Raw genomic sequence first — 13349 nt, 5'->3', positions numbered from 1 at the left:
AGCCGGGTCGATCGGCTGGATGATTTACATTTGAAAAATATCATAACACGACAGCAGACCTTAAAACTGTGCGCTACATTACAATGACAAGTATTTGAGGAAGGCTTTGTAATCAGATTTCCGGTGTTAATATGGCGCAGGGGCCTGCGGGATTAAACGGGTGTTCAGGGAAACAGCGAATCAGTGAAACAGTAAAACGAGACAACAGGAAGCAGCCATGTCAGAAAAATTCAGCGAATTATCACCGACGCTTACCGACTTTATCGGCGAGCAGCATATTTACTTTGTTGGCACAGCCGGCGCCGAAGGCCGCGTCAATGTGTCTCCCAAAGGCATGGACAGTCTGCGTATTCTGGGACCCAATGAAGCCATCTGGCTCAACATGACGGGCAGTGGCAATGAAACCGCGGCGCATGTGATGGAAAACCAGCGCATGACCATCATGTTCTGCTCCTTCGGCAAACAGCCATTGATTCTGCGTCTATATGGTCAGGCTGAGGTGATTCATCCACGTGACGCTGACTGGGATCAGCTCATCGGTGAATTCCCTGAGTATCACGGTGCGCGTCAGATCTTCCGCCTGGCCATTGATATGGTGCAGACCTCCTGCGGTTATGCGGTGCCACATTGTGACTACAAAAGTGAACGGGTAACGCTGGAAAAATGGGCTGAAAAACGCGGTAGGGAAGGCGTGCAGGACTACTGGGCGCAGAAGAATACGCTGAGCCTGGACGGTAGACAGACCGGCATCCTGCCGGAATGACGGCCACTTATGGGGACGGAGGGAATACTTTTTGATCAAAAAGTATTCCCTCCGTCCCCATAACGGCATAAATGCGGGTTTAATAATAAAAAAAGGAAATCTGTATGGAAATCAATTATATTGCGATTTTTCTTGCCGGCTTCTCGGCCTTTGCGCTTGGCGGGGTATGGTATTCCCCAATAGGGTTCGGCAAGGTCTGGCAACGTGAAACCGGCGTTAACCCGGACAACGTCAATCCGGTTAAAGTGTTCGGCGGCGCATTGCTGCTGTCCCTGATAGCCGCCTTTGTGTTTGCCATGTTTCTGGGGCCCGATCCGAGCCTGCAACTTGCCTTGGGTGCGGGCGTGGCCGCAGGGGCGGGCTGGGTCGCGACATCCTTTGGCATCAATTATCTGTTTGCCCAGCGTAGTCTGAAACTGTTCCTCATTGATGGTGGCTATCACACGCTGCAGTTCACGTTGTATGGCCTGATCCTGTCTGTGGTCTGACGACAGAGGTTTTGTAATTGGCTGGCGAATAAACCCGGGACCGGCGGTGTATGATATTCAGACGCTGCACAAACGCGGCGTCATGGATACACGGTGACGACGGAAGCGAATGCCAGCCATGAAAGTCGACATACACGTAGACAGTGATTTACTGCAGCAATGCCGGAACGGTAACGGCAAGGCATTCAGGGAACTGGTTGAGTTGCTTAAGCGGCCAGCGTATTTCCATGCGCTGTCACTGACCGGCCATAGCGATGATGCCCTCGACGTATCGCAGGAAGCATTTGCCCGTGCCTGGCAGAACATCTCCCGTTTCGATCCTTCTCAGCCGTTTTATCCCTGGTATTACACAATTCTGCGACGCATCGCTCTCAATCATCTGCGCAGCCACTCACGTCGGCGCGAGGATGGTGATGTCGGGCAAATCGATGCCAAGCCTGCAGAGACCGATGGTCCCGGCCAAAATTGTCAGTCGGCGCAATACAGTGTGCTGGTGCATCGGGTGCTGCAGGCGATGAGTGTTGAGGACCGGGAAATACTGTGTCTCAAGGACATGCATGACCACAGTTATCGTGAGTTGGCCGACATTGTTGGCATTCCGATCGGCACCGTGATGTCGCGGCTCTACGCAGCCCGGCAACGATTTCGGCAATTGATGAAGGAAAATGGTTATGAACACAACTGATTCCGAAGCGCGAGCGCTGATGATGGCCGTCCTCGACGACGAAGCCGATGCGATTCAACGACAACGGTTTGATGAGCTGCTGGCTGCTGATGCGGCATTGCGGCGTGAATTTGACGAACTGGTATCACTGAAGGAGCTGACCATGAACAATCAACCGCAGGACCCTGACAAGGCGCTCTGGCAAAGCTACTGGAGTGGTGTCTACCGACGTCTGGAGCGCAGTGTGGGCTGGGTGCTGATGTCCGTAGGCCTGATCATGTTGCTGCTTTATGGCGGCTGGGAGTTTGCCCGGGAATGGCTGACAAGTCCGGACATGCCCTTGTGGGTGAAGCTGGGTGGCGTCTTTGCCGTCATTGGCATCGCCATCCTGTTTGTATCCATCCTGCGTGAAACACTTTTTCATCACAAGCACGAGCGTTACAAGGATATTGAACGATGATGATTGCAACGTCACCGGCCGTTGCCGGTAGTAAAATAGTCAAAACCCTGGGCGTGGTCCGCGGCAATACCATTCGTGCCCGCCATGTCGGTCGCGACATTCTGGCGAGTCTGCGCATGCTGGTCGGCGGTGAAATCAGCGACTACACCAAAATGCTGGCTGAAGCCCGCGAACAGTCGATTGACCGCATGACGTCAGAGGCCAGGCAACTGGGCGCAAACGCGGTCGTTGACGTGCGTTTCTCCACCAGCCACGTCATGGCCGGTGCTGCCGAGATTCTGGTCTACGGCACCGCCGTTGTCCTGGAAGAAAACTGACCACTGACACTTATGGCACTTATGGGGACGGAGGGGATACTTTTTGATCAAAAAGTATCCCCTCCGTCCCCATAAGTGATTGACTCATCCTTCAGGTGTTAATATATTAGCATTATGTTAAATAATTAGCACGTGAGGGTTTGCCGGAATGGTCATGATCAGGTCGATGCTGTTGCTGTTGCTGCTTGCCGGCTGCGCTGCCAATAAAGTGCATGTGTTCAATAACAGCCTGACTGAGTCGGAGCTCAGGGCCCTGACCGGTGATATTGCCGGGCTGGGGTTGTCGCCGCAGTTGCGGGACCTCGAAGTGCCCGTCGGCATCACGCACCCTACGATAGTGATGCCGCGCGTTGTTCGCGACCAGGCCACCATTCACGCCCTGGAGGATGTGCTTCAGCGGCACGGCCTGACGGATGTCCATGTTGAGTCCCACTCCGTGCACAATCATTCCTATACCGACGACAACATCGGGCTGTACCTGACCAGCCGGGAAATCGCGACCCGGCGACAGGCGGAAGTCCGCAGCGTTGATCTGAATATCGAAAAGCTGGCCCGTGTTTACATGAGCGAATGTGAAAGCATTGATGCCGAGCTCAGTTTGTCAGCGAACGGTCTGGCGATGCTCGAGATCTACGAATGGGATGATGCTGCCGGCAGTGACACCTCCGTTTTCCTCGCCGGCAACTGGCAGACAGAGGGCACTCAGCTCAGTGTCGCCTTTGATCATGGTGACAGCCTGACCTTCACCATTGCCGAGTCCCAGACCCGGACAACACAGGGAGATACCCGTGGCATCGATCTGTTGCGTACATCGGCGGCTTCCGGGCAGGCCTACAGCCGTTGCAACTTTCGCTACATCGAACAGGTCTTGTGATATGGTGTCCTTGTAAACAAAGAAGGAGCCAAGTAAAAAAAGGAGCCAAACAAGCAACCCGAAAGCTGTGATCTGAGGAGAATGCCAATGAGTGCGCGAACCGATGTATCTGCAGACGCCCGAGGTAGTGAGACGCCTGTCATCCATACTGTCCAGCCCGCCGAACTTCGCTCGGTTCTACGTCAGGGGTTGGCCGATTTTGAAGCCAAACCCACCCACGGGGTTTTTCTGACCCTGATCTACCTGTTGATAGCACTGTTTGCTGCCATGATCGGCCTGGGTGAGAATTTCCTGCCCCTGCTGTTGCCGCTGGTCGGTGGACTGGCGTTAATAGGCCCACTGGCGGCCGCCGGCCTGTATGAACTAAGCCGGCGCCGGGAACTGGGCATGGACTATTCCTGGTACCACGTGTTCGATGTGGCAAAAGCGCCCTCTCGCGGCGGGATTGCGATCATGGGGGTGCTGTTGGCCGCTCTGTTCGTCGCCTGGCTGATGACGGCAGAGCTGCTCTACAGCGTGTTTTTCGCTGAACGGGCACCGGCTGATGTCGTTGCCATGATTCAACAGATCTTCATGACGCCGGCCGGGTGGCAATTGCTGGCAACCGGTACGCTCATCGGTTTTATCTACAGTGTCGTGGTTTACATGGCGACAGTTGTCTCGCTGCCGATGATGCTGCAACAAAAAACAGGTCTGGGAACCGCACTGATGACCTCACTGCGTACAGTGCAGACAAACTGGAAGGCGATGGCCGCCTGGTATCTCATTGTCGTAGGGCTGGTCTTGCTCGGCTCGCTGCCACTGTTTGTGGGCCTGGGCATTGTTGTGCCGATTCTTGGTCATGCCACCTGGCATCTGTACCGACGCTCAGTCACGGTGCCGTGAGCCAGCGCCACGACCCAGAGCTTTTGGGTGAATGATGTTGGAGTGGTAGTGTCTGCTAAAGCCTTTTATACTCGATGCCGGGCCCATTTGGGTCCGGCCTCTGGCCTAACTATGCCTGAAGCCTTTAGCATGGCTATAATCAATGCCATCAACAATCAATGCCATCAACAACGCTGGCGCTCATCAAGGCGCCCTCGATGTCAACCCACTCCACTATCCCAGGAGCCTGATTTGAAACCTGTTCTCAGAATTACCAGTCGACTGTCCTCATTTGCGCCGCTTGCTTCATTAGCATCGCTTAAATCTGCTATCAAGCCCGCACTACTTCCTGTTGTGGGTTTCAGCCTGCTGTTGAGCGCCTGTGGCGACAATGAGACCGCCGTCACAGAAACGGACATGCAGGACAACACGCCCCCGGCTGCCATGGAAGCCGACACCAATCCGCTTTTGGCGCCCAGCGATCTGCCTTATGGTATGCCGCCCTTTGACCAGATCCGCAATGAGCACTTTCTGCCGGCCTACGAGCGTGCAATGGAGCTGGAGCTGGCAGAGGTCGAGGAAATTGCAAACAACCCCGAATCAGCCAGCTTTGAAAACACCATCGTTGCTCTTGAGCGTTCAGGTCAGGAGTTGACGCGCGTGGCCCGCATCTTTAATAACATCAACGGTGCCAACACCAATCCGGACATGCAGGCCGTGCAACGCGAAATGTCGCCGAAACTGGCCGCGCACAGTGATGCGATTTCGCTGAACCCGGATCTGTTTGCCCGTGTCGACACCCTGTATCAACAGCGCGAAGAGCTGGCACTGGACCCTGAGTCTGACCGATTGCTGGAACGATACCACACCGGTTTTGTTCGTGCCGGCGCACAGCTGGATGAAACCCAGAAAGAACGCCTGCGGGAAATCAACAGCGAACTGGCAAGTCTGAGCACACAGTTTTCCCAGAACGTGCTGGCAGAAGTTAACGCCTCGGCCGTTGTGGTCGACACGCGCGAAGAACTGGCTGGTCTGTCGGATGCCCAGATTCAGGCGGCCGCCGATGAAGCGGCAAGTCGTGGCGAAGATGGCAAGTACGTAATCACGCTGCGCAACACCAGCGGCCAGCCGCCACTGACGTCGCTGGAAAATCGTGCGCTGCGCGAACGCATCCAGAAAACGTCGGTGGCCCGTGGCAGTCGCGGTAATGAGTTTGATACCACCGGGATTGTCTCGGACACCCTGAAGCTGCGCGCCGAACGTGCTCAGATGCTGGGCTTTGAGACACATGCCGATTACATCCTGTCCGAGCAGACTGCCGGCAACAAGGTTGTCGTCAACCAGATGCTGGGAGGTCTGGCGCCCGTGGCCGTTGCCAACGCCCGGCTGGAAGGCGAGGAAATAAAACGTGTCATTGATGAAACCGCCGAAGAGCCCTTCGAACTGCAGGCATGGGACTGGGCGTTCTATGCTGAAAAAGTACGTCAGGCACGGTACTCATTCGATGAGTCGGAAGTGCGCCCGTACTTTGAACTCAATAACGTATTGGACAACGGCGTCTTCTATGCAGCCGAACAGGTCTACGGCCTGAGTTTCGAGCGACGCGATGATCTGCCCACGTACCACCCAGACGTTCAGGTATGGGAAGTGTTTGATGCGGATGGCACCGGGCTTGGGCTGATGCTGGGCGACTTCTATGCGCGCGGCAGCAAACGCGGTGGCGCCTGGATGAACAGCTACAACACCCAAAGCGGCCTGCTCGGTGGCAGCAAGGTGATCGGCAATCATCTGAATATCACCAAGCCACCGGCGGGTGAGCCGACATTGATGACCTTTGATGAAGTCACCACCTTGTTCCACGAAACCGGCCATGTGCTGCACGGGCTGTTCTCTGATGTTGAGTATCCACGTTTTGCCGGCACCTCTGTGCCGCGCGACTTTGTAGAGTTTCCGTCGCAGGTTAATGAAATGTGGGCGACATGGCCCGACGTGTTGGAAAATTACGCCCTGCACTACGAGACCGGCGAACGCATTCCGCAGGATCTGCTGGATCGTGTGTTGGAGGCTGCGCAGTTCAACGAGGGCTTTGGCACTACCGAGTACCTGGCTGCGTCCATTATCGACCAGGCTCTGCATCAGTTGCCCCCCGGCGAAATTCCGGATGCCGACGCGGTCATGGCATTCGAAGCGCATACTCTGGCGCAGGCCGGCCTGAACTATGATCCGGTGCCACCGCGCTATCGCACACCGTATTTCTCCCACATCATGGGCGGATACTCTGCCGGCTACTACTCTTATATCTGGAGTGAAGTGCTGGATGCGGACGCTGTCGAATGGTTCCGGGAGAACGGTGGCATGACGCGTGAGAACGGTGACCGCTTCCGCAATACCCTGTTGTCACGCGGTGGCAGCGTCGATGCCATGCAACTGTATCAGGACTTTGCCGGGCGTCTGCCTGATATTGAGCACATGTTGCGCCGCCGCGGATTGCAGCCACAGTGAGAAGCTTCAAGGTACCCAATACGCTGGTACTGCTGTTTGCCATGCAGGTGTTGGCCCTGGTCATCACCTGGGTACTGCCGGCCGGGGAATTTGAGACAACCTTGAATGAAGCGGGCCGGGAACTGGTGGTTCCCGGCACCTTTACCCTGCTCGAGGACAGTCCTTCGCTCAGCGTGGTGGATCTGCTCACGGCCGTGCCCCGGGGCATGGCCGACTCGCAGGGTGTGATTTTCTTTGTTCTGATTGTGGGTGGCGTGTTGGCGGTGATACGCCACACGGGCGCCATAGAAGCGCTACTGGGTCGAATTCTGCAGCGCTTCAGTACGCGCACCGGGCTGTTGATATTCTTTCCCATGTTTGCGTTTGCCGTGGGAGCCAGCACCTTCGGTATGGCAGTTGAGTTTATAACCCTGGTGGCATTGTTGATGACGTTCTGTCTGGCCATGCGCCTGGATGCGATGACCGCGGTCGGCATTCTGGTTGTGGGTTACGGCATTGGCTACGGTGCTGCTGCGATGAATCCATTTACTGTGATGGTGGCGCAGGACGTTGCCGATCTGCCCCCAGGCTCAGGTATTGCCTTGCGGCTGGCAATTTTTCTGCCACTGTTACTGCTGGGTTTCCATCATGTGTACCGTTACGCGCAGCGCGTCAAGGCGGATCCGGGTGCGAGTCTGGTTTATGACCTGCGCAACGAACATGAAGATGTCTCTGCCGACCAATATCCACCGCTGACGCGGACCCGCAAACTGGTGTTGCTGGTCATGATGCTGGGTATCATGACATTGGTGGCGGGTGTCATTTTTTACGGCTGGTATCTTACCGAGCTCAGTGCCCTGTTTGTGGCGCTGGGCATCATCACCGCGGTAGTGGCCCGTATCAGCCCGGACGATACCGCGGTTGCATTCTCCAAAGGTGTCACCGATCTGGCGGCCACGGCGCTGTTGATTGGTATGGCCCGAGGCATTGCCCTGATTCTGGAAGACGGCGAAGTGTTGTATACCATCGTGCATGGTCTGTCCGTCCCATTGACCATGGTCGGCGCCGAACTGGCGGTGGTTGGCATGCTGCTGATGCAGAGTCTGCTGAACTTCTTTATTCCCTCTGGCAGCGGCCAGGCCTACGTGACCATGCCGTTGATGGCGCCAATGTCGGATCTGTTAAATATCTCAAGGCAGACAGCGGTGCTCGCCTATCAGTTCGGGGATGGTTTCACCAATATGATCATTCCCACCAACGGCATTTTGATGGGGATTCTGGGCATTGCCGGTATTCCCTACGATCGCTGGTTTCGCTTTCTGATGCCATTGATGCTGAAGTTGTTCCTGGCCAGCTCTGTCATCCTGATCGGGGCGGTCTGGTTCGGTTACTGAGCCGGGTACAACAACACCGGTTCCAGATCGACGGCGCTATTATCATCGCTGAATGACACCAACCCGTCCTGGACCAGACAGTGCAGGTTCATCGTGCGCTGCGCCAGTAGCGCCAGCGTCTGTGTCTGCTCCAGTGGCAGGTTGACGATACGCAGATTGCCCTGACGGTTAAACTGCGCACTGTGCTGCTCATGCCACATCTCGGCAATGCGCCCACCATAACAATAGACCGTGACCTGTTGTGAGCGTCCGCAGGCTTTACGCACCAGGCGTTCGTCGGGCATGCCGACATCTATCCAGTGTTCGATGTCACCGGTCAGGTCCTTCTGCCAAAGATCCGCTTCATCCTCCGTACTCAGCCCCCGGCCAAACTCCAGGCGCTCATGGGCGTTAAGCGAAAACGCCAGCAGGCGGACCATCATGCGCTCATCAGTTTCGGACGGATGTCGCGCAATGGTCAGGCTGTGCTCCTGATAATAGTGCCGATCCATGTCGGATATCTGCAACGTTGCCTTAAATATGGTTGATTTGGCGGCCATGTGTGAAGCTTGCCTGTCTGGGAAGTGAGGTGGGCATGATACCGCAAATTCACCAACTCAATTGTTGTCTCTGTTGTCGGGCTTGTTGCAAATAAGAATTAATATCATTATTATTGGCGTATATACGTCCCTGCTCATGCCGGGCAATAAATCCGCACCTCCTCAGGTTATGACATGTTGTACAAGCTCGGCACCGTTTTGCCTGCTTTTATTTCACTGTGCCGCCGCGAGCTCCACGTCAAATGCTGACAGTGGCAGCTATTGCATTGTTATTAAACGGCGCCGGAGTTGGCCTCCTTTACCTGTCCTGGCGCGACCGCGCTGATTCAAAAAAATGGCGTGTGCCGGCAGCCTGGGCCTTGTTGGCGCTGGCAATGTGGGTATGGACGCTTGCCAGTGGTGTCGAGTTTGGTGTTGTTCAGGTTTTTCTGGTCAGCGCCGTGCTGGCGTGGTTGCTGGTGTTGTTTAACGCCCGTAAACGATCGCCGGACAGAGCGGCCCGTCGCGAGCTTTCCGATCGGCCGGCAATAGCCTCCAGTGCAGGCCTGGCGCTTCCGAATGCCAGTGCATTTGCCCGCCAATGCTGGCTGTTTATTGTGGTTGTGCCACTGGCAGGTGCTGCTTCGGCGTTGGCCACAACAGCACTGGCACAGCTGTTGCCGTGGCAGCAGGGCGACAGGCTGGTGCTGACACTCTATGCCATGCCTGCTGTCTGGGGTGTGGCCTGTTGGTGGGCATGCGCAGTGCCGAAATCGTACTGGCCGGCTTTGACGTTCACGCTGGCAATGCTGGTCAGTTTCCTGGTTTTATACGGATAATCGACAATGAAGCTTTCGTTGCCTTCCTCGCTGGTCAAGAACTCCATCAGCAGCCATTCCTGGTTGGGCCTGCTGACCGGGGCCCTGATGTATCTGATCTGCGTATCTGGCACGATTGTGGTGTTTACCAAATACCTTGAGCGCTGGGAGCAACCCGACGTAGCCGAGTTCCAGTCCATGTCAGCTGAAACCGCCGGGCTGGTCTACAATCAGTTGCATGAGATTGCCCCCGACGTCGGCGGCGACATTCTGTTGATGTTGCCGCGCCCTGATGAGCCGCGCGCGTCGCTGTTCTCCAGCGAAGGCGCCTGGTATCTGAACGAAGACGGCAGTCGCGGTGACGATCTCAGCCATCAGTGGACAACGATGCTGGCAGATCTTCACGTCTACCTGCATTTGCCGAGCAGTTTTGGCATGGTGGTGGTCTCCATACTCGGTGCCATGCTTTGTGGCCTTATTATCTCCGGTCTGTTTTCCCACCCCAATATCATCCGCGATGCGTTCAGTCTGCGCTGGGGGAGCTCCCGGCGCCTGCAGCAGACCGACTTGCACAATCGGCTCAGTGTCTGGGGCGCGCCTTTCCATCTGGTGATTGCCGTCACCGGGGCGTACTTTGGCATCGCCGTGCTGATGAACATGCTTTTTGCCAGCGCCTTGTTCGAAGGCAATGCTGGCCGTGTTGTGGATGAAGTGTATGGGGCAGCGCCGGCACTGCAACAGGAAGTCGCGGTGATGGACCTGGAGGCGGCTCTGAATGAACTGGCCATTGTTGCGCCTGACGCGAAACCATTTTACGTCACGATTGAGGAAGCCAATACGCCGCAGCAATACATGATCATAGGCGCCGAACACGAAGGCCGCCTGATCTATGCCGAGCAGTATCGTTTTGATCACGCTGGGCAGTATCTTGGCAAAGCCGGATACACCGACGGTTCTGTTGGGCGGCAAGCGATATTTTCGGTATTCCGGCTGCACTTTGGTGAATTTGGTGGCTTGCCGATACTGTTTCTGTATGGCGTGTTTGGACTGGCGTTGTCTGTGGTGTGTGTCAGTGGTATCAATATCTGGCTGGCACGGCGGAAAACCCGGGACGCACTCAACAATCTCTGGATCGGGCTGGTCTGGGGCACGCCGGTCGCCATTGCTGGCAGTGCGTTGCTGGTTGTATTGACTGGCCTGGCCGCTACGACGACGTTGTGGCTGGTGCTGGTGGCCTGCATTGTGCTGTCGCAATCGGTCAACAATGACTTGCGCGGCACGTCGCTGCTGCAGTTACTGGCTGGCATTCTGTTGTTGATGCTGGTGCTTGTGCATACGCTGATCTACCAGCACATGGCGCTGCGAGGCGCCGCACTGATCGTTAATCTGTTTTTGGCTTCAGGAGGGGCAATAATGCTCTGGCCTGGTCTGCGCTCGGGGATATTCAGCCGGGTCGTTACCCCGCCGGCGTGAGGCTTGAGCTGGACGCCATTGACGTTGATGCTACGCCATCTCTGGCCCGGGAATCGCTATACCCCAGGTTAAGTTCCGGCATCTCACCTTCCCGGGTAAAATAATTTCCGCCGATTCAAACCCTATGGCGTCTGTTGTCGTCTAACTAAGCAAACAGGGAATACAATCGGTTCATGTCAGCACACGTTACCAAAGCCATACAGTTGGCACAGGGGGGAGACCGTCAGTCTTTTCACTGGCTGTATCAGCAACACATCGGGCGCGTGTATGCGGTGTGCTGGCGTCTGCTCGGTGATCGACAGAAAGCTGAAGACGCCAGTCAGGAAATATTTGTTAAGGTCTGGCAACGCCTGCCCGATTTTAAAGGTGACAGCAGTTTTGCCACCTGGGTGCATACGATAGCGACACGCACGGCGGTTGATTGTTGGCGAAGGGACCGACGGCTGACGTTTGTAGCCCCGGATCAGATGGATGCGTGGGTGGAACATGCTGGCGCTGCCACTGACGGTGGCAGTGTGGGCGGGGCTCGGGATCTTGAGCAGGCCATACAGCGTCTGCCAGCTCAGGCGAAAGCAGTGTTTGTATTGTTTGCACTGGAAGGCCATCAGCACAATGAAATTGCAACGCTGCTGAACATTGCCGAAGGTTCGAGCAAGTCCCAGTACCACCGTGCCAGGCAGTTATTAAGAGGTTTCCTGAGTGAAGACTGAACAAGAACTGGATCAATTGATAGATGCACTGCCGAGCGACCTTCAGCCGGAGCGCGATCTATGGTCATCACTCGCGGACCAGCTGCCAGCACGGGAGCCTGTCAGAAAGCGCCGATTGTCCGCGTTAATTCAGCCAATGGCTGTGGCGGGCGCACTGACCCTGATGCTGGTCATGGGATGGCGTGCTGTACTGGTGCCGGAAAACACCGGACCGGCAATAGCCGGCGGTGATGATGTAGTGGAAGAAGAGGCAGTCGCAGCACAGGTAGTTATCGCGCAGCAGTTTGAGCCCATCAAAGCTGAACAGTTAAGTCAATTGATGCCAGGCAGCAGAAATTTTGGTGACTGGCAATATCAGATGGCCGCCTGGGACAGTGCGATTGGTCAGGTCAGTACCGCACTGGAATATTATCCGGACGACCCACAACTGCTTGCGCAGATGCAGCGCCTTTACGCTCAGCAAATTGACTATCTGCGGCTGATCGGTCGCGTCGATGCCAACGATTATTTTTCAGGAGACGAATTATGAATTCAGCAAAGTCATGGATCAGGGCAGCAGCGCTGACATTTTCAGTAATCACCATGCAGATGTTGTCAGCAGCAGAGGCGCCAGTTGCCATTGATGAGGTCCGGCAGGTTGGTGCCAACGAAAGTTTTGAAATAGAGGTCATGCGGGGTGATGTTGTTATTCGTGTTGGAGACGATAACAGCTTCCGGGTTTCCGGTACCCTGGACGAACTTGCAGAAGGTTATGAGCTGCGTTCAAACAGTGGCTTCACTTACTTTGAAGTGCTGATGCCCCGAAACATCAATGGCAGCAGGGCTCGCCGGGCGGAAGAGTCAGACCTGGAGATGGTAGTGCCCGTGGGCAGTCGCGTCAGTTTTATCGGGGTCAACGTTGACATTGATATCTCGGGTGTCGCGGGTGGCAGTGAGGTGAACACGGTGAATGGTAATATCACCGCGACCGGCCTGTCCGATCGCGTTGATCTGCGCACCGTCAATGGCAATATCAGAAGCACTGACAATAGCGGTCGCATAGATCTGCAGACCGTCAATGGTGATATACGCGATACCGGTTCAGAAGGTCGCGCCTACTATGAAGCCGTTAATGGCGGGCTGGACATCACCAGCGCTGCCGAAGAAGTGGAAGTGACCGTGGTTAATGGTTCGGTGGAGGCACAGCTGAGACGAACCCGTGAGCTCACCCTGCGCAGCGTCAACGGTGACATCGAAGTCATGCTGACTGAAGCAATCTCACCCGTCATCATCGGCAGCACTGTCAGTGGTGAGATAATCCTGAATTTGCCCGGTAATATCGATGCACAATTCAATCTGGAAAGCCATGCCGGTGGCAATATCATTAACAATATTACAGATGATGAAGTCGCTCGCGCCCGATTCGGGCCGGCACGCAGCCTCGATTTCTCCACCGGACAGGGAACCGGCATTGTCGAGATGAGCTCGGTCAGCGGCCGTCTGGAGTTACACGCCAACTGATCCCTCCTCTGCGGGCAGGGAAGCC

The 13349-nt window shown here is 55.7% G+C and carries 15 protein-coding genes; 14 read left to right on the top strand and 1 reads right to left on the bottom strand.

Annotation, left to right across the window (positions count from 1 at the left end):
• The first annotated feature begins 217 nt into the window (after nucleotides 1-217).
• The 9 genes from PHACT_RS08000 to PHACT_RS07960 all read left to right on the top strand — a co-directional run bounded on the left by PHACT_RS08000 (nucleotide 218) and on the right by PHACT_RS07960 (nucleotide 8305).
• Nucleotides 218-763, top strand: coding sequence for a pyridoxamine 5'-phosphate oxidase family protein (locus PHACT_RS08000; RefSeq protein WP_070116697.1), 546 nt, complete (start codon nucleotides 218-220; stop codon nucleotides 761-763).
• 104 nt (nucleotides 764-867) lie between these two features.
• Nucleotides 868-1251, top strand: coding sequence for a DUF1761 domain-containing protein (locus PHACT_RS07995; RefSeq protein WP_070116696.1), 384 nt, complete (start codon nucleotides 868-870; stop codon nucleotides 1249-1251).
• A 109-nt stretch (nucleotides 1252-1360) separates the two neighbouring features.
• Nucleotides 1361-1936 (top strand): RNA polymerase sigma factor, encoded by a 576-nt coding sequence (locus tag PHACT_RS07990; protein WP_070116695.1) that lies wholly within the window; start codon nucleotides 1361-1363, stop codon nucleotides 1934-1936.
• The gene (locus tag PHACT_RS07985; RefSeq protein WP_070116694.1) at nucleotides 1923-2375 is read left to right on the top strand and encodes an anti-sigma factor family protein; all 453 of its coding nucleotides are present in this window, start codon (nucleotides 1923-1925) and stop codon (nucleotides 2373-2375) included. The genes PHACT_RS07990 and PHACT_RS07985 overlap by 14 nt, the downstream gene beginning before the upstream one ends.
• The gene (locus PHACT_RS07980) at nucleotides 2372-2692 is read left to right on the top strand and encodes a YbjQ family protein (protein WP_070116693.1); all 321 of its coding nucleotides are present in this window, start codon (nucleotides 2372-2374) and stop codon (nucleotides 2690-2692) included. Before PHACT_RS07985 ends, PHACT_RS07980 begins: the two co-directional genes overlap by 4 nt.
• 154 nt (nucleotides 2693-2846) lie before the next feature.
• On the top strand, nucleotides 2847-3566 hold the full coding sequence (locus PHACT_RS07975; protein ID WP_070116692.1) for a hypothetical protein: 720 nt from the start codon (nucleotides 2847-2849) through the stop codon (nucleotides 3564-3566).
• An 87-nt stretch (nucleotides 3567-3653) separates the two neighbouring features.
• Nucleotides 3654-4451, top strand: a complete 798-nt coding sequence (locus tag PHACT_RS07970) for a DUF2189 domain-containing protein (protein ID WP_070116691.1) — start codon at nucleotides 3654-3656, stop codon at nucleotides 4449-4451.
• Between the two features lie 231 nt (nucleotides 4452-4682).
• Entirely contained in the window at nucleotides 4683-6932 is a 2250-nt protein-coding gene (locus tag PHACT_RS07965) for a M3 family metallopeptidase (protein ID WP_317622253.1), read from the top strand.
• A complete protein-coding gene (locus tag PHACT_RS07960) occupies nucleotides 6929-8305 on the top strand; it encodes a YfcC family protein (RefSeq protein WP_245730640.1) in 1377 nt (458 codons plus the stop codon). The genes PHACT_RS07965 and PHACT_RS07960 overlap by 4 nt, the downstream gene beginning before the upstream one ends.
• On the opposite strand, the gene PHACT_RS07955 is transcribed toward PHACT_RS07960, so the two are convergent.
• Nucleotides 8299-8844, bottom strand: coding sequence for a YaeQ family protein (locus PHACT_RS07955; RefSeq protein WP_070116690.1), 546 nt, complete (start codon nucleotides 8842-8844; stop codon nucleotides 8299-8301). The genes PHACT_RS07960 and PHACT_RS07955 overlap by 7 nt on opposite strands.
• 242 nt (nucleotides 8845-9086) lie before the next feature.
• Here PHACT_RS07955 and PHACT_RS07950 point away from each other — a divergent pair, with 242 nt between their 5' ends.
• From PHACT_RS07950 to PHACT_RS07930, 5 genes are all read left to right on the top strand, one after another.
• Nucleotides 9087-9662 carry a hypothetical protein gene (locus tag PHACT_RS07950; RefSeq protein WP_070116689.1) on the top strand — a complete coding sequence of 192 codons (576 nt, stop codon included), beginning with the start codon at nucleotides 9087-9089 and terminating at the stop codon, nucleotides 9660-9662.
• 6 nt (nucleotides 9663-9668) lie between these two features.
• Entirely contained in the window at nucleotides 9669-11114 is a 1446-nt protein-coding gene (locus PHACT_RS07945) for a PepSY-associated TM helix domain-containing protein (RefSeq protein ID WP_070116688.1), read from the top strand.
• A 173-nt stretch (nucleotides 11115-11287) separates the two neighbouring features.
• Nucleotides 11288-11824, top strand: a complete 537-nt coding sequence (locus PHACT_RS07940) for an RNA polymerase sigma factor (protein ID WP_070116687.1) — start codon at nucleotides 11288-11290, stop codon at nucleotides 11822-11824.
• Nucleotides 11814-12353, top strand: coding sequence for a hypothetical protein (locus tag PHACT_RS07935; RefSeq protein ID WP_070116686.1), 540 nt, complete (start codon nucleotides 11814-11816; stop codon nucleotides 12351-12353). The genes PHACT_RS07940 and PHACT_RS07935 overlap by 11 nt, the downstream gene beginning before the upstream one ends.
• Nucleotides 12350-13324 (top strand): DUF4097 family beta strand repeat-containing protein, encoded by a 975-nt coding sequence (locus tag PHACT_RS07930; RefSeq protein WP_083264439.1) that lies wholly within the window; start codon nucleotides 12350-12352, stop codon nucleotides 13322-13324. Before PHACT_RS07935 ends, PHACT_RS07930 begins: the two co-directional genes overlap by 4 nt.
• Nucleotides 13325-13349: the final 25 nt, after the last annotated feature.

It is taken from the genome of Pseudohongiella acticola, assembly GCF_001758195.1.
Taxonomy (GTDB): domain Bacteria; phylum Pseudomonadota; class Gammaproteobacteria; order Pseudomonadales; family Pseudohongiellaceae; genus Pseudohongiella; species Pseudohongiella acticola.
This window is presented reverse-complemented; position numbering and strand designations above follow the sequence as displayed.

Excerpts from the sequence above, each read along its gene's own strand:
- PHACT_RS08000 (WP_070116697.1), top strand. The coding sequence starts at position 218 with ATGTCAGAAAAATTCAGCGAATTATCACCGACGCTTACCGACTTTATC.
- PHACT_RS07995 (WP_070116696.1), top strand. The coding sequence starts at position 868 with ATGGAAATCAATTATATTGCGATTTTTCTTGCCGGCTTCTCGGCCTTT.
- PHACT_RS07990 (WP_070116695.1), top strand. The coding sequence starts at position 1,361 with ATGCCAGCCATGAAAGTCGACATACACGTAGACAGTGATTTACTGCAG.
- PHACT_RS07985 (WP_070116694.1), top strand. The coding sequence starts at position 1,923 with ATGAACACAACTGATTCCGAAGCGCGAGCGCTGATGATGGCCGTCCTC.
- PHACT_RS07980 (WP_070116693.1), top strand. The coding sequence starts at position 2,372 with ATGATGATTGCAACGTCACCGGCCGTTGCCGGTAGTAAAATAGTCAAA.
- PHACT_RS07975 (WP_070116692.1), top strand. The coding sequence starts at position 2,847 with ATGATCAGGTCGATGCTGTTGCTGTTGCTGCTTGCCGGCTGCGCTGCC.
- PHACT_RS07970 (WP_070116691.1), top strand. The coding sequence starts at position 3,654 with ATGAGTGCGCGAACCGATGTATCTGCAGACGCCCGAGGTAGTGAGACG.
- PHACT_RS07955 (WP_070116690.1), bottom strand. The coding sequence starts at position 8,844 with ATGGCCGCCAAATCAACCATATTTAAGGCAACGTTGCAGATATCCGAC.
- PHACT_RS07950 (WP_070116689.1), top strand. The coding sequence starts at position 9,087 with ATGCTGACAGTGGCAGCTATTGCATTGTTATTAAACGGCGCCGGAGTT.
- PHACT_RS07945 (WP_070116688.1), top strand. The coding sequence starts at position 9,669 with ATGAAGCTTTCGTTGCCTTCCTCGCTGGTCAAGAACTCCATCAGCAGC.
- PHACT_RS07940 (WP_070116687.1), top strand. The coding sequence starts at position 11,288 with ATGTCAGCACACGTTACCAAAGCCATACAGTTGGCACAGGGGGGAGAC.
- PHACT_RS07930 (WP_083264439.1), top strand. The coding sequence starts at position 12,350 with ATGAATTCAGCAAAGTCATGGATCAGGGCAGCAGCGCTGACATTTTCA.